The organism is Arsenophonus nasoniae, from assembly GCF_004768525.1.
GTDB lineage: Bacteria > Pseudomonadota > Gammaproteobacteria > Enterobacterales > Enterobacteriaceae > Arsenophonus > Arsenophonus nasoniae.
In genome coordinates this window covers 2,889,413-2,910,355 of the sequence record NZ_CP038613.1, presented here as the reverse complement: position 1 = coordinate 2,910,355, position 20,943 = coordinate 2,889,413, and the positions used below count along the sequence as shown (strand labels likewise).

The following is a 20,943-nucleotide window of genomic DNA, read 5'->3' as shown; positions in this document are numbered from 1 at the left end:
TTCTAATAAATAGCCCGTTAAAGCGGGCTGATTTTTATTGTCTATTAATATATTTATTTTACAAAAGAGGGGTATTTCTATAATTGATGATATTATTTATCAATTAATATATTTAATGTATTTTTTCTCAATATAAAATACTATCAATTAGTAATATTTTATAAAAAAGTGCTTATTATTAGTTTCATCCTAACATTAATTTATTTAAAATATTATCTAATTAACTTGGCAAGATATATTTTAAGGAAGCTATTATGGCAATTAATGGAATTAAAAATCCAGATGTTATTTTTTCTCAAAATAAACATATTTTTGAAGATTTTAATCAAAAAATAGCACTATTAAAAAAGAAGTATTTTAGATTGGACTTAACTGATAAGCGCTTTCAAATTGATGAAGGAATATGTTATGGCCTGTCTTTAATGTATATGTGCCAGTTTGCACAGGGTGGTTATGCGCAAGGTGATAAATTCTTAGAATCAATTAAAGAATTAAATCAGTTAAGTAATTTAACAATTACGCATAATATGGATGATTATGACAAAATCATTATTGAATCTAAAAAACTACATGCTAATGCCAAAATCCATGATTTACTTAATGAAGCCATTTATTTGCATAATTTTATTAATAAATATACTTTACTTTATACAACAAAATTGGTTAATTTAAGGCAAGTTATTAATCAAAATAATAAAGATATTATGGAGGTATGCAGAGGTAATAAACATTTTATCAATATAAACGATGTTAATTGTTTTATTGATAAATTTTATGCAGAAAGTATTAATCAAAATAATGAGTTGGTCCAATTTAAATGGCATAGGGACATTTATGTAGAATGGCAGCGTATTTGTAAAGTAGAAAATATTTTATCTATACAAGATATCCTTTTCAAATTTAAACAGGCAAAATCAAATGTTATTAATTCATATTCTAAGGATATTGAATTTTTTCTGTCTAACTATAATATCGGATACGATAATATAACTGGAACAGAACGCTATTGTTTGTTAGAGACTTCTTCACAATTTTTTGCTGATATATTGGATAGATTCCAAGTTAATTCTGATGGTATTTATTTGAATATTGGTTTAAAAGCGCATTCAGTGATGCTAACAATTGAAAATGATGAGAATCATAAACCAATTTTTACTGTATTTGATTCAAATATAGGGGTTTATCATTTTACTGATAAGCAAAAATTAACCGAGTTTTTTAATCAGCTGGCTTCTATCTATGCAGTGGAAAAACAAGCTGATGGAAATTTCACTTTTGCCATGGGAAGTTTTGTTAAAAAGAGTCACATAACGCAACAACAAGATCAACAGAAAGAGAGGCAGTTAAATCGTTTTTTGGTTAACAATAAAGAAATATCGATTATTGCATTAGCTAAACTTATCGATAATCAAAACATAATAAAAATTGATGAAAAAATATCATTAAAATTTATTGCGATAGATGAAAAAACACAAACAACCCAGTTGGAAATTATTAATCATAAAAAACACTTTAATAAAAAAATAAAATTAACTATTGATTGCCAGTCTGTGGATGAAATAAAGCATTTTATCCAACAGCATAAACAAAATTTGCATAAATATCAGGGTAAACGAATATATTTAAATAAAAGTAACGGTCATTACGATGTTTATCGTAATTCTTATGAGCATAATATTGCTGTTTTGCAACAAAATATTATCAAGGGAAAAAAACAGCCGCTAAAAACAATTTAATCATAAAAACATATGGTGATCTTGATATAACATTGGGTTAATTACTGTTAAATTATTCGCCATCTTTTTGATGGAGTGATAATTTCTGGTAATGGGATATCCCATGGTGCAGTGGGGATTTTATCAACCAATTGGCAATCATGGGCTAATCCAATCGGATAAAAATGTTTTTTGTGCCAATCGGACAGCAATCTATCGTAAAATCCGCCTCCCATACCTAATCGCTGACCTTGTTTATCAAATGCCACTAATGGCACAAACAGAACATCTAATTGTGTTATTGGTATAACATCCATAACATTAAGTGTTGGCTCTGCAATATTAAAGCGATTTTTTATCAGTAAAGTGTCAGGGCGATAGTTTAGAAATAGTAGCTGATAGCGACTAAAGGGATGTAAAACCGGCAGATAAACTTTCTTGTTTTGTGCCCAGAGATTTTTAATTAATGGATTAGTATTTATTTCGCCATCAAATGAAAGAAATAATCCCAGATGGGAAGCAGATCGTATAATTTCGTGAGCTAACGCAAGGTGAGTTATTTTATCTGCTGCGCTATTTTGTTGTTCACATGTTAATTGTCGACGGTATTGTCGTACTGTTTGTCGGATAATTTTCTGTCGTTTTTGTACGTTATTAGACATAAAATTTAGAATTATCAATCTAGCAGGATAAAATAATGCGATGACTTATTATCGTATCATTCAGCTTTTATTTACTAAAGCGCGGTATATTTGGATGGTAACATTATGAGTATAGTAGTGTAACCAATTAAGGAACTCCAAGATGCCGTTGCGGGCTGTAACCCTTGAACCCGGGGTTCAAGGTGAACGCAGCATCGTTAACTTTAGGCTTCCTGGTGGCTAGGTTCTCCCTAGCTGACCCGGCATGCACACCATAAACAGATAACCACATTCTAAATGTTTTGAAATATCGGCTCAGGGGACTCACCCACTGACGAGCATCTCAGAGAATTCTAAACTATATCTTAGTATCTATTGTATGAAAGTAAATACAGAAAGCAACCTATTCTTACTCTATTTTGGTACTAATGTTGTTTTGTTCACCTTTTTATTCTAATGGAGTAATTGTTCGTCCCGTAATACGCGCTTGCTCTTGCAATGCCTGTTCAATTGTATGTTGCAATACGCGGATTTTTTGTTCCATATTATCAGTGTAGTCCTGTGTTTTGATTTTTTCTTGCGCCAGTTCATGGCAAATGTTTAATGCGACGATAAAAATAAGTTGTTCGGTATTTGTGACGCCAGTTCGATTTTTGAGATCTTTTAGCCGTTGCTCAAGCTCAGCCGCAGACGATTTTAAGGCATCTTGTTGTTCTTTTGGGCAATTAACCCTTAATGTTCGTCCTAAAATTTGAATATCAACAGGTTGTGCAGACATTATACCTTCCTGATTATGTGGGGAGACGAAATATGGTACTAACATTTCGCTGCCCATAATTCTATTGATGCTATCAAAATAATTATGAGTAATACGTGTGCAATTTGTGCACTTATCTAGTATAGCGACCGTCCTTGATGGTAGCATATTACATATCAATATTATTAACGCAACTGAGCAGACATGCCAATACAGAAATCTTTACCTAATTATCAAACTCTTGAGCTACTATTGCAACAACAGAATGTTGCTTTAACGGCCGCAGAAATGCATGGCTTAATTACGGGCTTAATTTGTGGAGGTAATCACGATTATAACTGGAAAAAGTCGGTTTATGAACTAACCAATGATGGATTAGCTTTTTCACAAATATTGACTAACCCACTACGTGAGCTTTATGACTTTACACTTGCATCGTTAGATAATAATGATTTCATTTTTAATTTGTTGTTACCTGAAGATGGTAAAGTGTTTGAGCGGGCTGATGCCTTAGCCGGTTGGGTTAACCATTTTTTATTAGGCTTGGGTGTTACACAACCAAAGTTAATGGAAAAAAAAGAATTAAAAGAACTTGTTACGGATTTACGTAATATTGGTATGCTGGGTTATGACAAAAATGATGATCAAAATGAGTTAGAACAGGCTTTGGAAGAGATCATTGAGTATGTAAAGGTCGCAGTTCAGCTCTGTTTTATTGCCTTTATGGAGGTAAAAGATCGGCGAATGAAAGCAAAAAATAATAAACCAACATTACATTGATAGGAATAATACTCTAACTTATTTTATTGCTTAATTGCTTGCAGGAGAAGGCATGACTCAACAACCATTTATATCTCGTCGTCATCGATTATTAAAAAAAATGGCACCTGCCAGTGCAGCAATTTTTTTTGCCGCTCCGTCTGTTTTGCGCAATGCAGATTGTGAATATCCTTATCGGCAACACAGTGATTTTCTCTATTTAACGGGCTTTAGTGAACCAGAAGCTGTGTTGGTTATTATTAAATATAATGAAACCTCCAGTGAGAGCATACTTTTTAATCGTGTGCGTGATCAAGCGATGGAAACCTGGTTTGGTCGTCGTTTAGGCCAGCAAGCCGCGCTGGCAAAACTGGGCGTCGATCAAGCATTACCTTTTGCTGAAATTGATCAACAGCTTTATCAATTATTGAATGGTTTATCTGTTGTTTATCATGCTCAAGGTGAATTTGCGTATGCTGATCAAATCGTTTTTGCAGCACTTAATCGATTAAGACAAGGTCGCCGGCAAAAATTAAAAGCCCCATCTACGCAAATTGACTGGCGGCCAATGCTGCACGAAATGCGATTATTTAAATCATCGGAAGAACTTGCTCTAATGCGTGAAGCTAGCAAGATTTCTGCTGATGCACATCTTAGAGCGATGCAAACCTGCCAGCCTGATATGTATGAATATCAGTTGGCGGCAGAAATTGAACATTGTTTTGCCAGTCGAGGCGCAAAATCGCCGGCTTATACTACCATTGTAGGCAGTGGAGAAAATGCCTGTATTCTGCATTACACAGAAAATGATGCTGTGATGAAAGCGGGCAATTTAGTCTTAGTCGATGCTGGGGCAGAATATCAAGGTTATGCCAGTGATATTACTCGTACCTATCCTGTAAATGGTAAATTTAGTCAACCCCAACGTGAAATTTATGACATTGTATTAATGGCCTTGAATACTGCTTTAGCCTTATATCGACCTGGGACGACAATTCACCAAGTGATGGCGGCGGTGATAAAAATTAAGATCGAAGGTTTAATTAAGTTGGGTATTTTACAAGGTGAGATAGATAAACTCATTGAAAGTAAAGCGCATTTGCCTTTTTTTATGCATGGTTTAAGTCATTGGTTAGGGCTTGATGTCCATGATGTTGGTGATTATGGTAGTAATCGCGATCGCCTGTTAGAGCCGGGTATGGTATTGACCGTCGAACCCGGGCTTTATATTGCACCTGATGCTAATGTGCCTGAAGCTTATCGAGGAATTGGTATCCGTATTGAAGATGATATTGTGATCACCGAAGAGGGTAATGAAAACCTGACAGCGGCTGTTATTAAAGATCCTGATGAGATAGAGGCACTGATGGCAGCAGCGAAGTAGGCTGGGAGATGTGAAATAATGAAAGTGATTATTGTTGGCGGTGGTATGACCGGTGCGTCATTAGCACTTGCTATTTCGGTCTTCAGTCAGGGAAAGGTTCAGGTTTCATTAATTGAAGCGCGGTTACCTAATAAGGCACATGCTGGTTTTGATGCCAGAACAATTGCATTGGCTTATGGCACTTGTCAACAGTTTAATCAAATGGGTATATGGAACGGATTAAAAAAGTATGTAACGCCAATTACCGATGTTCATGTTTCTGAATATGGCCATGCTGGCGCAGTGAATATACACGCTAAAGACTATTGCCTGCCTGCACTCGGTTATGTGGTTGAATTACATGATGCGGGAAATTACTTATTTGAACAGCTTAAAAAAGCGCCAAATATTGAGTTATATTGTCCAGATGAAGTCATCTCTGTTGAGCGCACGATTGAGCAGGTATCAGTCAAATTAACGACGGGTAAAGTTCTAACTGGACAGTTATTAGTTGCTGCTGATGGCAGCGATTCAATGATAGGTAAGGCCAGTCAAATTGAATGGCAGCGAGATTCATCCCAACAGTGTGCAATTATTGCTAATGTTTTGACCAGTATTGCGCCACATGGTCGAGCTTTTGAGCGTTTTACTCAATATGGCCCGCTGGCAATGTTACCTATGACTAAAGGGCGTAGTTCATTGGTTTGGTGTCATCCGTTGGAAAACCAGCAGCATATTATGCAATGGAATAATGACCAATTTATGGCAGAACTACAAAAATGGTTTGGCTGGCGGTTAGGTGAAATTAAGGCTGTTAGCGAGCGTTACTGTTTTCCATTGACACTTTCTCAAGCAAAAAGAGTTATAAGCCATCGATTAGTCTTGGTTGGCAATGCGGCACAAACTTTACATCCTATTGCCGGTCAGGGGTTTAATCTGGCGATGCGTGATGTCATGCTTCTTGCCACGATAATTAGTGAAGTAGGCAATTATGGTGGTGATATGGGGGCTTATTCAGTTCTTAGTCAGTATCAAATGCAGCGTTGTGATGATAGACATTGCACCATAAAGTTAACCGATAATCTGGTTCATTTATTTTCAAATAATCATTTGTTTTTTGCTATCTGCCGTAATGTTGGATTAATGGCAATGGAAACACTACCACTTATGCGTGACATTTTAGCCCACCAAGCAATGGGGCGATCGTTTCATCTCTAGCTATTTAAGAAGGAATATTTTAACTATGCAATCGTTTGATGTGGTTATTGTGGGTGGTGGTATGGTTGGCCTTGCTCTAGCTTGTGGATTGAGCGGCAGTGGTATGAGGATTGCCATTATTGAAAATTCACCCCCGCATCATCAATTTGATCCGCAACAGACTCCTTCGCTTAGAGTGTCCGCTATTAATGCAGCGAGTCAGAAATTACTCGATCATTTAGGCGTTTGGCAAACAATCGTGCAAAAAAGAGTTGGTAGTTATCAGCACATGGAGGTTTGGCAGCAGGATAGCTTTGGTCATATTGAATTTGATGCCCAGGATCATTATTTACCCGGTCTCGGACATATCATTGAAAATTCGATTATGCGCGGATCTTTATGGCAACAGGCTCAATCAAGCACAGATATTACCTTATTCACAGAGAGTAGATTGAAAAAAGTTGCTTGGGGTGAGAATGAAGTATTTATGACTTTTGATAATGAGCAGATGTTGACGGCAAGGTTAGTTGTTGGTGCGGATGGGGCAAAATCATGGCTAAGGGAAAAAGCGGATATTCCACTTAGCTTTTGGGATTATGAACATACGGCATTAATCGCCACCATTCGAACTGAGCTGCCCCATATACATACTGCTCGTCAATCTTTTCATAGCGATAGCATTTTAGCTTTTTTACCGTTACACGATCCTTATCTTTGCTCAATTGTTTGGTCAATGCCGGCAATGCAAGCGCATAGACGCTTGGATTTAGAAGTTTCTGCCTTTGAAAAAGAGTTAAGCGTAGCTTTAGATATGCGCCTCGGTTTTTGTCAGTTAATTAGTGAGCGGCAGATTTTTCCACTGATTGGCCAGTATGCACGAAATTTCGCCGGTCAACGTATCGCCTTAATAGGTGATGCAGCCCACACGATACATCCTTTAGCAGGGCAAGGGGTAAATTTAGGCTTTATGGATGTTGCAGAGTTGATTGGGCAATTACGACGTTTAAATAGCGCAGGTAAAGATATTGGGCAGTATCTTTATCTACAAAGTTATGAACGTAAACGTAAATATAGCGCTGTAATGATGTTGGCTGGTATGCAGGGGTTGCGCCAATTATTTGAAGGCCATAATCCAATCAAAAAAATGATTCGTGATGTTGGATTACTGTTGACGAATAAAGTACCAGGCATAAAACCAAAGTTGCTAAGTTATGCGTTAGGATCACATGATATGCCTGAATGGTTAGCAAAGGTGACGACAAACTCCTCAGAGATAGTGTAAATTATCGCTGCATTCTTCCTAATCTATCGTTTTATAGGAAATAATTCTGCCGGCTTGAATAGTTATTTCAATTAATTCAGTAAGTTTGTCTATTATTTTGCCATGTCGCGGCTCTTTTTAGGGTTAATGTGTTACCTCCATCCATAGGTATTTTGATTTAACAACTTAATTTGTCTATACCTATTAATGAGGAATACAAAGCAATGACGGTAAAACAGACTGCATTATATGATCAGCACTTGGCGTGCAATGCAACGATGATTGATTTTCATGGTTGGATGATGCCATTGCATTATGGCTCTCAAATTGATGAACACCATGCTGTTCGTACGGCCGCTGGCATGTTTGATATTTCTTATCAGACAATTATTGATCTACATGGTGAATTGTGTCGAGATTTTTTACGTTATTTATTAGCCAATGATGTAGCAAAACTGAAAGAGCCCGGTGAAGCGCTCTACACTGGTATGTTAAATGCTTCTGGCGGCGTGATCGATGATTTAGTTGTCTACTATTTTGATGATGACTACTATCGTTTAATTGCTAATTCCGCCACGCGGCAAAAAGATTTAGCTTGGATCAATGAACATATTAAAAATTATCTAATTGATGTGCAGGTACGTGATGATTTGGCATTCATTGCGATACAGGGGCCAGATGCGCAACAAAAAGTGCAATCTCTGCTTGATGAACAACAGAAAATCGCGGTTATTAATATGCCACTTTTTCATGGTAAACAGATCAATGACTGGTTTATTACTACTGTAGGTTATACCGGCGAATTAGGTTATGAGATAGCACTACCGAAAGAGCAAGCTGTCAATTTTTGGCAAAAATTACTTGATTTAAATATTAAGCCGGCAGGATTGGCGGCGCGTGATACTCTTCGTCTGGAAGCGGGGATGAATTTTTATGGACAAGAAATGAATGAATTGGTATCACCACTGGCTGCTAATATGGAATGGACAATTGCTTGGCAGCCGGAAGAGCGCGATTTTATCGGACGAGAGGCGTTAGAAAGGCAACGTCAGGTAGGTACAGAAAAATTGGTTGGTTTAGTGATGCGTGATAGAGGGACATTGCAGGCTGATTTACCGGTTCGTTTTATTGATACGGCAGGTAAGTTGTGTCAAGGGATCATCACCAGTGGCACATTTTCGCCAACCCTAGGGTTGAGTATTGCGTTAGCACGAGTACCATTGAATATTGGCATGCAAGCAGTTGTGCAAATAAAAAAACATGAGATGCCAGTCCAGGTTGTAAAACCTAGCTTTGTTCGTTATGGCAAAGCATTAATTAACTAAAGTTATTTTATTTTTTACGTTTTTTTATTAAAAATTAGTAGATAAACAATAATAAAATGGCAACGAACATAATTAGATAAATACTACTTTAATCAATTATTTCAATTTAATAAAATCAGATATAATTAATGACAGTTGTTATTGATTACATTGTAATTATTCGTGATAAAATGCAAATTAAAATAAACAGCAGAATAAAATATGATGTTGGTGATCAGCGGATTGAGTTTTTATAGCAATTGTAGGGTAATTGTCTTATTTATTTAAATTTAAATGTTTTTATTAGATTATTTTTGCTAGCTTAAAATGAATATTATTTATATAAATTTATCATTAATAAATATGGAGTGTTTATGAGTGAAATAAATATGGAAGAGCAATATAAAAAACTAATTGATTGGATTAAATCGTTAAAACCAGTATCTGCATCATTAAACGAAGACTATGTTAATGACTCAAAACTTACAGTATCGACAGGGGATATTATTGGCGCTCATCAAGATAAAGATTTGATTATTGCTCAACAACTTAATGAAATGACTAGAGATGGAAAATCAACGGATATTACAGCCGAAAAATTAGCGGAATCGCCAGCCAATGGTCTTGCTATTATAAGTACCATAGCAATGGGTGGTATTGGTTATGATCCACAAAAAGCTAGCATGCCAGGTAATTCCGAAGCATATATAACTTATGCCGAAGAAATGAAAAAAAATGTGCTAATGATGGTGGAAGAAGATAAGTTACTTGATCTTAATTATCGAGAAGAGAATTATGATGATCTCATTGATAAGATTGTGGATATATATGATAGTATTACTGGTGCTGATAAGCAGAAAATTAAAAATTCTGTTACTCAGTTAGCTAAAGCTGCATTATCTTATTCTGAACAAAAAAATGACAGTGTATTATTTACCCAAGGTGTTATCGCATCGGCAAATAAAGATGATGTCAAATTTTATATAAATTCTTCGCATATTCTATTTGAAAGACAGACAGGCAAAACTAAAAGTGAGCCTACGGATAAATATGTTTCTCGCATACAAATAAAAAGTATTGTGCTAAAAATGCATACTTTTATTTATGACAAGAAAATTGCTGAAATTCTACTTGATACGACCAGAAGTGATTTAGAAGAATGGATAAGAAAAATGAAAACAAAAGCAAAAGATAATAAAGAAGTAATGAACTACTGTTTTGGTAATAAATAATAAATCTCATCTTTTCTTATTTTTACTTACTGTTAAGCGTAAAAATTAATTATTCTTGACCATATTACATCCTAATAAAAAAGGATATTTTATGAAAATATTTAAAGATAAAAAATTATATTCAATTCTTAGTGGTGCATATAATTCTATTCTTAATAACTATATAATTAAAAATGAACATTCAAAATCAGATTTAGTGACTAGTGGAGCAATTGCCGTTGGTAATGATATAGAAAAGGTATTAGCAGAAGAATATTTATTAAAAGAGATGCATAGTAATAATGAAATAGAAAAATTATTATCAACATTAACTGATTATCCACAACACTTTGTAACATCTTATCTCTCTTTTATTAAGGAAATTTGTGATTGGGATCCGCTTGATCCAAATAAAAAAAATAATGATGAAAATTACCATAAATATCTTTCAATACTCTTATCTAGTAGTATGTTTCTAGTCGAAACTTCATCTAATCATAAAATTTATTATGATAATAATAATTATAAAGATATATTAGAAAAAGTATTACAGCAATATCAAAATATATCAGAGCAAGTAAAACAATATATCAATTCATCATTAAAGACACTGGTAAATCATTCTATTTCGAATATTACTGACAAAAATAATGGTATTTTGTTTACTCATACTGTATTAAGCTCAGAATCTAATGTTATAAGATTATATTTATATTCAGCTGAAATAAAAATATCTTATGATGAAGAGAACAAAAAATATAAGCCTGTTGAGGAATCAGAGCAGAAAATTGAGATATCAAAAATAGAACTTAAATTTTTAAATTCGACGTTATCTCATGATGATATAAAGCTAATTATTGGTCTTCGATTTGTTGTTCTTTCTGATTGGTTGACACAGCATAATATGCTACCTAAAAAAACAAATCATAAATCATGTATAGATTGGTAGTATATAAAAAATAGTAATCAGTGTATTTGTAATATAAAAAATAATTATTAATAAATTTTATAAATGCTATAAAGTAACTAATAGAAATAATATCGAATTTAAATTTAAAGTTATCTAAGCAGTAATTGATTGTTACTTATATAGTTAGGTAATGTATCATTAGAGCAAGATTTATTGTTATGTTTTGTAACACTATTTTGTATGTAAGATTTATACTGTTATTTAATCAAGGAAAGTATAATTACTTCTCAAACTAACAATTATGGTAAAACATCAGATGAATCTCTAGACGAATTGTTTCAATCATATTCACATTCTAAACCATTAATGACAGATTGTGTTTTTGGTGATGAACTTGATAAATTGTTCGTAAAGGAGATAACCGAATCAGCACTACAAATGGTAGATAATATTGACAAAATAGCTAATATTTTGACTGATGCTACAGTTACTTTTACTGCTAGTAATGAAAGCGTAGTAGCAATAATGAGTAATATTATTCAGACAGAATCAGAAGCTATTATTTCCCTTGCAACTGTAATTACTCCAATATTAAAAATGAATTAACAGCAATAACCGATATTTTTTCTCATACCAGTAATAATAGCGCTAGAGCTATATCTTAGCGCTATTGTTATTGGTTTCTTGCCTATTTTAGTCCAATTTAATCAAAGTGAGAATGATGTGAAAGAGATGTAGGGATGAATATTATTCTGTTATGTCGCGAATTATTATTTTATGATTTAGCGTTATTTTCCGATAAGCATTCATGACTTTATGCAAGTATCAGGTTGTTATGATCTAAAATATATATCTTTGTAATTATTAAAATTATTAAACAAAATAATTTATATAGCATATATGTGTTTAATATTAATAATAACGTTGCCTCAGGTTTGATAGTAAATAGCCAGACTAAATAACATTAGTGCAATTTGCAGTAGTTGCGAATAAATTTCGCGTTGCTTATGGTCATGAAAATAGATAACAACAGGAAAAACACATTAGATCGTAGTTTGCATGCTAAATAGCACAAGGAGGGTGAAATTACTGCTATATTGACGGCTCCTTATTATCAAGCAACAGAAATTGGCAAGTCATACCCAAAACTTTTTATAGAGTTATTAAAGGTTTTACATTGAAAAGAAATTGAAGTAAAACAGATACGTCTCTTCAAACTATCTAATATTAACCAGCTGACTGAAGTAATGGTGAAATCAACGCGTTAATGAAAGTCATTTTGGATCATTAAACTGTAATGCTATAGTCAGCAATTGTGATGCTGCTTTGGTTTTTACCGATGAAATGAATAAAATAACTTAATTAAGCACCAATTTTATAATAGCGTTGTTTTCAAAACACCCGTTTTGCTATATGAAAAGTGCTCAACTGAATAAATTTATTAGCAACCAACGGATATGCTATTCCTCTTCCGTCAATAAATAAGGCAAGGGTTGAATAGTCAGTTGGCTTTGTTCTTCTCCGGCCACACGGAAAACACTCTCTTTAGCCATATCATTATTCATAACGACTTGAACACTAATAAAACCCTTTGCTAAATTAACAGCAGCCAATACTGTTCCAGTGCGCCGCCAGTTATCACCGATTTTCCATTCAATAGCTTCTCCGGTTTTTGGCAACGTATTTGCTGTCCCTGCTAACCAAAACATGGCGCGCTTATTGGCACCGCGATATTTTGCTCGAGCGACCGTTTCCTGCCCGCTGTAGCAGCCTTTGTGAAAACTGATGCTGGCGGGTAATGCTTGTAGATTAACGGCTTGTGGAATAAATTGTTCACTATTCTCAACATCAATATTAGCAATACCGGCGGCAATATCGAAAGCTAGCCATTGCTGACTATCACCATGCTGGGGGAAATGCTTTGTCAATTCAGTAGCAGTCGCGCTATCGGTAACAATTAAAAAACGTTCGGATGGTACACTAAAGTGTAGTAAAGTCGTTTGCTCAAGATGTATAACTGCTTTTTCCTGATCGGGTAATTGAGAAAAGTGGTTGTTTAATCTGTCGCGAGCCCCTTGGCCGGCAACACCTAACAACATAATATTAGGCTGTTGGCTGAGTGTTATTTGCGAGAAAACTGCGTATTTTTTCAGTTCACTCAGTTGTTTTGCTGCCACGCTGGTACGTAAAATATAACCAAAGCCTTCGTTATAATGAAATAAACGTAGTGTGCTCCACATTTTTCCTTTGGCATCACAGTGGGCGGTGAGTATATGTTGTTGTGGCGTTAACGTGGTAATATCGGCGGTTAATTGACCCTGTAAATATTTTTCGGCATCGACTCCTGTTGCTGTGATGAAACTCCAGTCGTTAAGTGTCATTAAGGTTAGTGGTAATTGATGCTCTGTTTTGCCAATCGTGGGTGTAAATTTATTTAGGCTTATCATGTGTTCATCCGTTAGTAACCTGGATAAGAGTAGTCATAATGGTAAAATAGCTAGCTGACAAAGCAAGTAATATTATCAAAATTAACTAACAAAGTTTATGTCGAATAATTTTTCTATATAAAGTTTTTAGTTAGTGATTAGTTGTGGTTTTTACAAAAATGTTACTTAAATCATTTCGATATTGATTAGAATTTGCTACGCTAAATTCTGATATGGAAACAAAAATTATTCACAAAAGTATTTAAGGTTATTTTATCTTATGGATATCAATCATAAACCCAGGATCCACTGGGCATGTCGCAGAGGAATGCGTGAGTTGGACATCGCCATTATGCCTTTTTTTGAGTATGAATATGATTCACTCACAGAGGATGAGAAATGTCTGTTTGTTCGTTTACTAGAGTGTGCAGATCCTGATTTGTTCAACTGGTTGATGAATCATGGGCGTCCTGATGATGATGGTCTTTATCATATGATTCAATTGATACAGAGTAGAAATAAACAACGTGGTTCTTTGGAAATTTAATATCAATGTTTCGTGGCTGACGCAGCTTTTTTCAACGGGTGTTCATGTGGGAATTGGCTTGTTAGTTTTCTTTTCATCTTGGCCACCAAATAATCTGGTCACTTGGTTGATAGCGACCTTATTGATTGTGGCAAGTTGGGTAAGGAGTCAAAAAAATATTAGTCGTTGTAAAGGTAGCATAGTTTTACTTAATGGTAATAAGATACAGTGGAAAAAAAGCGAATGGCTGATTGTTAAAAAACCTTGGTTTTGTTTTTTTGGTGTAAAACTTACTCTTCGTTCATGGCAATGTAATAAGCGGATTCGGTTATGGATTGCTTCAGATAGTATGCCAGAAGAGGAATGGCGGAATTTAAATCAATTGCTGTTGCAGTACCCTGATATTTGATATGAAATAGAAGCCTTATAATAAGGCTTCTATTTCATTTAATATTTGCATACACCACTGTTCTATTCGTTCGTCTGTTTGCTCGAATTGGTTGGTTTCATCAAGCGCTAACCCGACAAACTGGTTACCATCAGTGGTTAATGGTTTAAGGCTGCTAAAGTTATAGCCTGTTGTTGGCCAAAAACCGACAAATTTAACTTGCATTCTGGATAATTGTTGATAAAGCATACCTAGTGCATCAAGAAACCAATCGCCATAATCAATTTGATCACCTAAACCATATAGGGATACAATTTTGCCGGCGAGATTTAACGAACAGAGTTCATCCCAAATTGTTTGCCAATCTTCTTGTAGTTCGCCAAAATCCCAAGTAGGAATACCTAAAATTAAGATTTGATAATTTTCCATTAATTGCGGCGAAATATCTTTAATATTATATAAATCAACTAACTCTTCACCTAGATTATATTGGATTTTCTCTGCAACCATTTCGGTGTAGCAGGTACTGGAGCCATAAAAAAGACCTATTTTCATTTTGCAACGGGTTGTCATCTTGCGAGTAATAATAAAGCATTATAGCAAAAAATTTTAAAAAAATATTGTAATTCAGTTAATTAAGGTTAATTTATAGATATAACTATTAGTTATATTATTTCATTAACGTTAATAGATATGGCTGTTTTTTTGATATGCCTCATATTATCATCAATAAAGATAGAAAATAATTATTTTTAACCTATTCTCTAATTAGTCCTTGCAATTTCTACGCCTTATTTGTTCATTTTATTCTTGTTAGATAGAGACTTTCCCTGGTGTTGTGTTTGATATGTTTGCCAGTTTAAACTGGCTTTTTTTTTATGTTATTTGCCATTTTATATAGTATTTAATATTGCTATTTTTAGATAATGCGATAAAAAACCAGATCTTGATCAGTTAAAAAGAAAGTTTGCGATCTGGTTTTAAGTTAATTTGCTAAATGGCAATCTATTTCGTTATTAATAACGCATGGTTAACGCTTATTTATTGTAAACGCCTCTTTAGCGTATTAATTGCTCGGCGTACATTAGGTAATGGGCCAATATTTAACCATCTATTGCTAGTTTGATGAAACCCTTGTGGTGTGCCTGTTTCGATTAAAAGTGCACGCATGTCTTTTGGTTTAATGACATCACCAATATGCTGTTTATACCATGACTGGATCGCCACGACAGCGGATGCAACAATCGGTGTAGCAGATGATGTACCCGAGAAAGTATGGGTATAATTATGATGCTCACCGCTATCGTATAGATCGTTATAGCCGGTTGTGACGACATTTAGACCCCATCCTTGTACATGTATCATGCTGCCATAAGTGGTGAAATCTGTTGGTATCAGGTATTTTTTATCCCCCGCACCAACACGAATTGCACCGTTATCGCCATCGTCATTACGGTTTCTATATTCATTGTATAATTTATGATCTAAATCTTCAGCGCCATTGCCGGCTGCCATAATGACAATAATACCTGCATCTGTGGCTGCTTTTGTGATATCCCAAACTGCTTTTTGGTAATCGGCGGGAACATATTTATTACGTGGGCCCATAGATTGTAATTCGTAGATAAATATATCTCCGGGCCTTAAATATTTTAATGCTTTAGCAATTCCATTAACGCGCCCGGCTGGCGCTTCCGAAACGCCATAAAAAATATCTGCGCCATGTACTAATCCTTTTATCCCCAATCCCATATCTTTGGCGTACATTATTCCAGCAACTGCAGTACCATGTTCATTTTTAAACGGATATTCAGGTGAAAGATTAATAAAACTTTTTCTTTGTAAATTAACATGGTTAAAATCAAATCCTCCTTCTATATCTGCACAGCGGATCCCTTGTCCTGTGATACCAAGTGACCAGGCATACTCGATATCAATACCTATATGATCTGTAGTTGTTCCACCTTGATAGCCCTGGAGGGGATTAAAATTAGGCGTATTGTAAATTTGTCCTGGCTTATGATCTGATAATGGCCTAAATGGCGGTGGTGTATCGGTATGTTCAATATAGGCATATTCAACACAATCATGACTATTTATTTTATCCACTAAACGTTGTAGTTCTTCCAATGGCATATTGTCCGCTTCTTCAATATAGCAAATACCAGTAAGGTTTTGGCAATTGATTAGCTGGTTTTTCATTGTGATTAAATCATCATCAACAATCGAATAATAATTAAAGTTATTTAGAAAGCTATCTTTTAACACAGCAGGTTTTAAAATTAATTTATTATTATCTTTTCTTTCTTGGATAACAGATTTATTAAATTTTATAATAAATTTATGTTCTTTCATTGTTAAGCTCCATATTGTAAAAGATGATTTATCATTATTATTTCGCTTATTTAGCGAATAAAAAATTTAACATAATAAATTTTATTTAAGATAATTAAAATTAATGAATATTTTTTTTGCTAGTTAAGTAATGAGAATTAAGTTATTTTCATTCTGATAATTGTTTTGCAAAATTAATGGAAGAAGTTTTTTTATAACTAAAATATGTTATAAAAGGAATTTAATAATTAAATAAATTAATGTTAATGAAGCAGGGAAAAATAATTTTTTAATTTATCATTTTGATATGCTAAAAGGGCATAAGAAAAGTTTTCTTGTTATAAGCATAAATTTTTATCTTATTACAAATTAAATAATTGTTTATCATTATTTGAATAATAAAATTTATTAAAAATAAAACTATTATTTAAATAAATAGTAATATCTAATCAGTAAAAAGGTTATTGAATTCAGGATTAGTAAAAACCTATTATTTATAATAGGTTTAAAATTTTTTCTAATAACGGAAACTCATATTAAGCTAGTATAATTCGATTGTTATTAAAGCTAATGTGTTATTTCCTGCTGTGTCAGGATCATTATCTTTAATAACTATCTGTCGGGATTGTGGAATAATGCCATCGGGTTCATGGTTAGGAATCTCAATCAATACAGTAAGGCATTAATGGAGGTGTTTTGAACTTAATATTTCTATTAAATTCTGACAGTTTTCTCGTTGATTAACCATGAGAACAGTAATTCGGTTAAATTATCATCTAAAAGCCTAATAATAGGCACACTGCTCCTAGGCTGCGGTTTGTAACCATCGTTTTTTGACCATTTTATCCCGCCTTTCTGACAGTAAAGTGACGGCGTGTATTCCTTTTTCCGCACTCATAAACCGCAATCGGTTTCCACATAAAATACATTGGTACGGGTCAGTATTTAAAAAACCTTTGATAAGGGCCCCAAACCCAGGTTTTTCAGGCACATTAGGAGATATCATGTCTAACGCCTCATACACCTTCGGTAATAAGCACCCGCGTTTGCGATTGGCTAAAAAACCGTAATAACGGATCATCTTAAAATGTCGCGCAGGGATATGACTGACATAACGCTGTATCATTTCTTCTTGGGATAAGGTCTGTCGTCTGTATTGTTGGCTGTGGTGGTCATAGTAATGATGAACCACGGTGCCGCCGCTGTAGTGTTTCAATTGAGAAGCGGAGATAGGGGGACGTTTAAGATAACGGCCCAGATATTTCACATTATGCCAGGCCCCGCGTGTCTTTTTGGCAAAATGTACTTTCCAATAACGTTGAAACTGGGCATTGAGGTAACGGCACCAGGTCTGATAATTGCGAATGTGCCCGAAGCCAGGCAATTTATTGGGTTGTAACTGAAAATAGTTATCCCTAAGGAGTCGAATGACCGCACTGCGCCAGACCTTTTCAACGTCTTTCTTTTTAAAGAAAATCGGTTTCCAGGTGTCATATTGAGTGAGTCCCCCACGCGTGACGGATAAATGAATATGCGGATGTTGATTGAGTTGGCGACCGTAAGTATGCAGCGCACAAAAAATGCCAATTTCGAGGCCTTGGCGCTTGGCGTTTTTGAGCATGGCGCGGGTTGCACAGCGAAAGAGTTGGTTGAGCAAGCACCAGTTATTGTTAAAAAAAGGCCAAAGCAGGTGAGGCATAGTGAGGGTAATATGTTGCCATTCGCAATCCGGCAAAATATGGCGCTGCTGGGCAATCCACTGTTCGGTGCCTTTGAGGCCACACGCACTGCAGGCTTTGGATTTACAGGTTTGACAAAAGAAGCGTGAATGAGAGCATTCAGGTGAAGAACAGCAATAACGGCGAACGCCCATAGCGCAGGTGCTGCAGGCGAGCATCTTTTCGACAGAGAGTAGTTGCCATTCATCTACGTGATTATTTTCGATGAAAAGGTTCCATCCGTCATCGTATTGAAATAGCAGTTTTGCAGGTCTGGGGATGTACATAGAGCAGAGTATAAAAGACGAGAAGGGAATTGCCTAGAAATAGAGCGCCTTTGCCGCGATGCTCACGCCAAAGGCGTGCTTATGTTCATAAATAAAGGTTTCTCCATTAAGTGATTGACGTTGCCCGCCATTAAAAACTTTATGTAAAATAATCTTATAGTGATTAAAATTAGCGGGGATATCTGTTACGGTAACAATATATCCTGTACTCGATTGCTGATAGTTGGCATCGTCGTATTTTAATTGGTCATTTTTATTTGGCCAATTTGGGCCATTTGGCACCGGCTTACCATTATATAGCACTTTATTTCTATTACGTGGTGGTACAATATTGCTGCCATACCAACGCTCACTATCGAGTAGGTTAGCAGGGATCGCGGTATCAATATAATATTGTGATTGCAGTTTGACGCCTGTGGGTAGTTTTGTTTGACCACTTTCGCCAACAATAGTGGGATCGGCTGTATAATTGGCAATAAGTATGTTTATTTGATTGTTGGCATTAATTGCGCCAGTTGTCGTTATGCCAGTTTTAGAAGTATCTGTTAATTTAATAATCGATGAATCACGATGGGATGCAAATTGATTATATAACCAAAATGCTTGGGCGGCATAGCTAGCGTAACTGTTGCTATTAAATAAACCAAATTCTGCGCCATCAGCTCGATATAGATAGGCTTTATCTACGCCAGCTTGTTCTGCGTGAATCAAAAAAGAGAGTAAATAGGCAGCAGCAACATGACTTTGGTTCTTAGTATTGTTAATTTTACTGGCATAAGCGGTTAATGCCCATTCAGTGATATAGCATTTTACCTGCTGAAAGCCATGTTTATCGAGTCTACTACGCACATAATCTTGGATTTCATAAATATTTTTCGGGTTGGCAGTATGAATTGCGTAATAATGATATGAGTAAAAATCAAAAGGAACATGTTTGTTTTTTATATAGGCAATAAAGTTATCGACAAAATTTTCATTTTTAAAAACAAAAGTAGTTCCACAACTACCAATTTTTACCCAAGGTGCGGTTGCTCGAATTGTATTGGCAACGGCACGATAAAAATCATAAAACTCGACAACTGCGAGCTGATTATCTTCGGGAGTTGTCCAGAAGAAACCAAGATCGGGTTCATTCCAAATTTCGTATTCAGAAATCGGATAAGCAAGACCTATCAAATGATAATTAATACTATATCTTTCTACTAATTTTTTTACTAATTGACAATATTTTTCAATATTGGTTGGTTTATGTTTCCCGCCATTAAGCATTCTGCCTATTCTAAATAATATATTCGGTTTTTGTTTACCTTGATAATATTTATTTGATAAAGAGTTTTTAAGATAGGCATCGGTTGGTTGCCAATTGAATTGTGGCTCTTCTTTAGCAGAAAAATATTGTGGAGCATTTAAGCAAATAGTTCTTCGATTAAAAAAATCATCAGCATAATGGTTTATTTGTTCTTTAACATCACTAGGGGCATTGTTTGTTATCTGATCCAGGTAATTCGTAGCGGTTGTATCAAAGTAACTATCAATATAGCATACGCCATACCAATCATGAGTACGAAGATCAACAATTCCCATTTCAGCAAATTGTTGTTCTAGATTTGGTAAGCCAGGCGCTAAAGAAATAGGTGTACCATTAGCTTGATTTAGAAAAATTGATTTGCCAATTGCTCTTTTTTCAACACCATGTGAATTTTTAGTTGTTGGAATGGCAGAATAGATAATATTTACTGGCATATTTATTATCCTTTTTAATTATATATTTAATTGTTATTAAAAATTTATATTCATTATTAAATAAACAACTTAATCATTTGTAATGTAACTCATCTGTTTATAACATTAAATTATTTTTTGTTTTATTTTGTATAGTGTTTTTTTAGCTAATATGTTATTGAAATAACAACTTATCAAAATATCAATTGGTTATAGTAAAATTAATTGAATAATAGCGTAGTTGTTTTTTTATATTTTTTGAAACAGGATGATTATAATAACATCATCATGATTTTTATTTTTTAGCAAATTTAATAACGATTAATGTAGATAATAGTTATTAATTGATAAAAAACTAAGATGAATTGAGCATTACTGATTCCTAATTCACAATATTAAATACTATAATTAATCAGTGGATATT

General features: G+C 34.6%; 18 protein-coding genes and 1 other RNA gene. 11 read left to right on the top strand and 8 right to left on the bottom strand.

What is annotated here, in order from left to right; translation table 11 throughout:
- The first annotated feature begins 254 nt into the window (after nucleotides 1–254).
- Nucleotides 255–1,736 carry a hypothetical protein gene (locus tag ArsFIN_RS14780; RefSeq protein WP_026821800.1) on the top strand — a complete coding sequence of 494 codons (1,482 nt, stop codon included), beginning with the start codon at nucleotides 255–257 and terminating at the stop codon, nucleotides 1,734–1,736.
- A 47-nt stretch (nucleotides 1,737–1,783) separates the two neighbouring features.
- On the opposite strand, the gene ArsFIN_RS14775 is transcribed toward ArsFIN_RS14780, so the two are convergent.
- From ArsFIN_RS14775 to zapA, 3 genes are all read right to left on the bottom strand, one after another.
- Nucleotides 1,784–2,377 carry a 5-formyltetrahydrofolate cyclo-ligase gene (locus tag ArsFIN_RS14775; RefSeq protein WP_026821801.1) on the bottom strand — a complete coding sequence of 198 codons (594 nt, stop codon included), beginning with the start codon at nucleotides 2,375–2,377 and terminating at the stop codon, nucleotides 1,784–1,786.
- Nucleotides 2,378–2,507: 130 nt separating this feature from the next.
- A non-coding RNA gene (gene ssrS, locus ArsFIN_RS14770) (6S RNA) lies at nucleotides 2,508–2,709 on the bottom strand.
- 95 nt (nucleotides 2,710–2,804) lie between these two features.
- Nucleotides 2,805–3,134 carry a cell division protein ZapA gene (gene zapA / locus ArsFIN_RS14765; RefSeq protein WP_026821802.1) on the bottom strand — a complete coding sequence of 110 codons (330 nt, stop codon included), beginning with the start codon at nucleotides 3,132–3,134 and terminating at the stop codon, nucleotides 2,805–2,807.
- Nucleotides 3,135–3,317: 183 nt separating this feature from the next.
- Between zapA and ArsFIN_RS14760 the strand changes: the two genes are divergently transcribed.
- From ArsFIN_RS14760 to ArsFIN_RS14725, 8 genes are all read left to right on the top strand, one after another.
- Nucleotides 3,318–3,893, top strand: a complete 576-nt coding sequence (locus ArsFIN_RS14760) for a YecA/YgfB family protein (RefSeq protein WP_026821803.1) — start codon at nucleotides 3,318–3,320, stop codon at nucleotides 3,891–3,893.
- A gap of 52 nt (nucleotides 3,894–3,945) precedes the next feature.
- Nucleotides 3,946–5,256 (top strand): Xaa-Pro aminopeptidase, encoded by a 1,311-nt coding sequence (pepP, locus tag ArsFIN_RS14755; RefSeq protein ID WP_026821804.1) that lies wholly within the window; start codon nucleotides 3,946–3,948, stop codon nucleotides 5,254–5,256.
- Nucleotides 5,257–5,274: 18 nt separating this feature from the next.
- A complete protein-coding gene (ubiH, locus tag ArsFIN_RS14750) occupies nucleotides 5,275–6,453 on the top strand; it encodes a 2-octaprenyl-6-methoxyphenyl hydroxylase (RefSeq protein ID WP_026821805.1) in 1,179 nt (392 codons plus the stop codon).
- Nucleotides 6,454–6,478: 25 nt separating this feature from the next.
- Nucleotides 6,479–7,714, top strand: coding sequence for an FAD-dependent 2-octaprenylphenol hydroxylase (ubiI, locus tag ArsFIN_RS14745; protein WP_026821806.1), 1,236 nt, complete (start codon nucleotides 6,479–6,481; stop codon nucleotides 7,712–7,714).
- Between the two features lie 203 nt (nucleotides 7,715–7,917).
- Complete coding sequence (gcvT, locus tag ArsFIN_RS14740) at nucleotides 7,918–9,018, top strand: glycine cleavage system aminomethyltransferase GcvT (RefSeq protein ID WP_034249222.1); 1,101 nt, start codon at nucleotides 7,918–7,920, stop codon at nucleotides 9,016–9,018.
- Nucleotides 9,019–9,371: 353 nt separating this feature from the next.
- Entirely contained in the window at nucleotides 9,372–10,229 is an 858-nt protein-coding gene (locus ArsFIN_RS14735) for a hypothetical protein (protein WP_026821808.1), read from the top strand.
- Nucleotides 10,230–10,320: 91 nt separating this feature from the next.
- Nucleotides 10,321–11,157, top strand: a complete 837-nt coding sequence (locus tag ArsFIN_RS14730; protein WP_026821809.1) for a hypothetical protein — start codon at nucleotides 10,321–10,323, stop codon at nucleotides 11,155–11,157.
- Between the two features lie 327 nt (nucleotides 11,158–11,484).
- A complete protein-coding gene (locus ArsFIN_RS14725; RefSeq protein ID WP_026821810.1) occupies nucleotides 11,485–11,724 on the top strand; it encodes a hypothetical protein in 240 nt (79 codons plus the stop codon).
- Nucleotides 11,725–12,578: 854 nt separating this feature from the next.
- Here the strand turns inward: ArsFIN_RS14725 and ygfZ are convergent.
- Nucleotides 12,579–13,565: a tRNA-modifying protein YgfZ gene (gene ygfZ, locus ArsFIN_RS14720; RefSeq protein WP_051296925.1), complete on the bottom strand. Its 987-nt coding sequence runs from the start codon at nucleotides 13,563–13,565 to the stop codon at nucleotides 12,579–12,581.
- Nucleotides 13,566–13,824: 259 nt separating this feature from the next.
- Here ygfZ and sdhE point away from each other — a divergent pair, with 259 nt between their 5' ends.
- Together sdhE and ArsFIN_RS14710 are read left to right on the top strand one after the other, a co-directional pair.
- Nucleotides 13,825–14,091 carry an FAD assembly factor SdhE gene (gene sdhE, locus ArsFIN_RS14715; protein WP_026821812.1) on the top strand — a complete coding sequence of 89 codons (267 nt, stop codon included), beginning with the start codon at nucleotides 13,825–13,827 and terminating at the stop codon, nucleotides 14,089–14,091.
- Nucleotides 14,072–14,479, top strand: coding sequence for a protein YgfX (locus tag ArsFIN_RS14710; RefSeq protein ID WP_026821813.1), 408 nt, complete (start codon nucleotides 14,072–14,074; stop codon nucleotides 14,477–14,479). The genes sdhE and ArsFIN_RS14710 overlap by 20 nt, the downstream gene beginning before the upstream one ends.
- A gap of 15 nt (nucleotides 14,480–14,494) precedes the next feature.
- Here ArsFIN_RS14710 and fldB read toward each other — a convergent pair whose 3' ends face one another.
- The 4 genes from fldB to ArsFIN_RS14690 form a co-directional block, all read right to left on the bottom strand.
- The gene (gene fldB / locus ArsFIN_RS14705; protein WP_026821814.1) at nucleotides 14,495–15,013 is read right to left on the bottom strand and encodes a flavodoxin FldB; all 519 of its coding nucleotides are present in this window, start codon (nucleotides 15,011–15,013) and stop codon (nucleotides 14,495–14,497) included.
- Nucleotides 15,014–15,499: 486 nt separating this feature from the next.
- Entirely contained in the window at nucleotides 15,500–16,813 is a 1,314-nt protein-coding gene (locus tag ArsFIN_RS14700) for a S8 family serine peptidase (RefSeq protein ID WP_051296926.1), read from the bottom strand.
- Between the two features lie 784 nt (nucleotides 16,814–17,597).
- Nucleotides 17,598–18,797 (bottom strand): IS91 family transposase, encoded by a 1,200-nt coding sequence (locus ArsFIN_RS14695; protein ID WP_135677934.1) that lies wholly within the window; start codon nucleotides 18,795–18,797, stop codon nucleotides 17,598–17,600.
- A 33-nt stretch (nucleotides 18,798–18,830) separates the two neighbouring features.
- Complete coding sequence (locus ArsFIN_RS14690; RefSeq protein ID WP_026822898.1) at nucleotides 18,831–20,540, bottom strand: GH39 family glycosyl hydrolase; 1,710 nt, start codon at nucleotides 20,538–20,540, stop codon at nucleotides 18,831–18,833.
- Nucleotides 20,541–20,943: the final 403 nt, after the last annotated feature.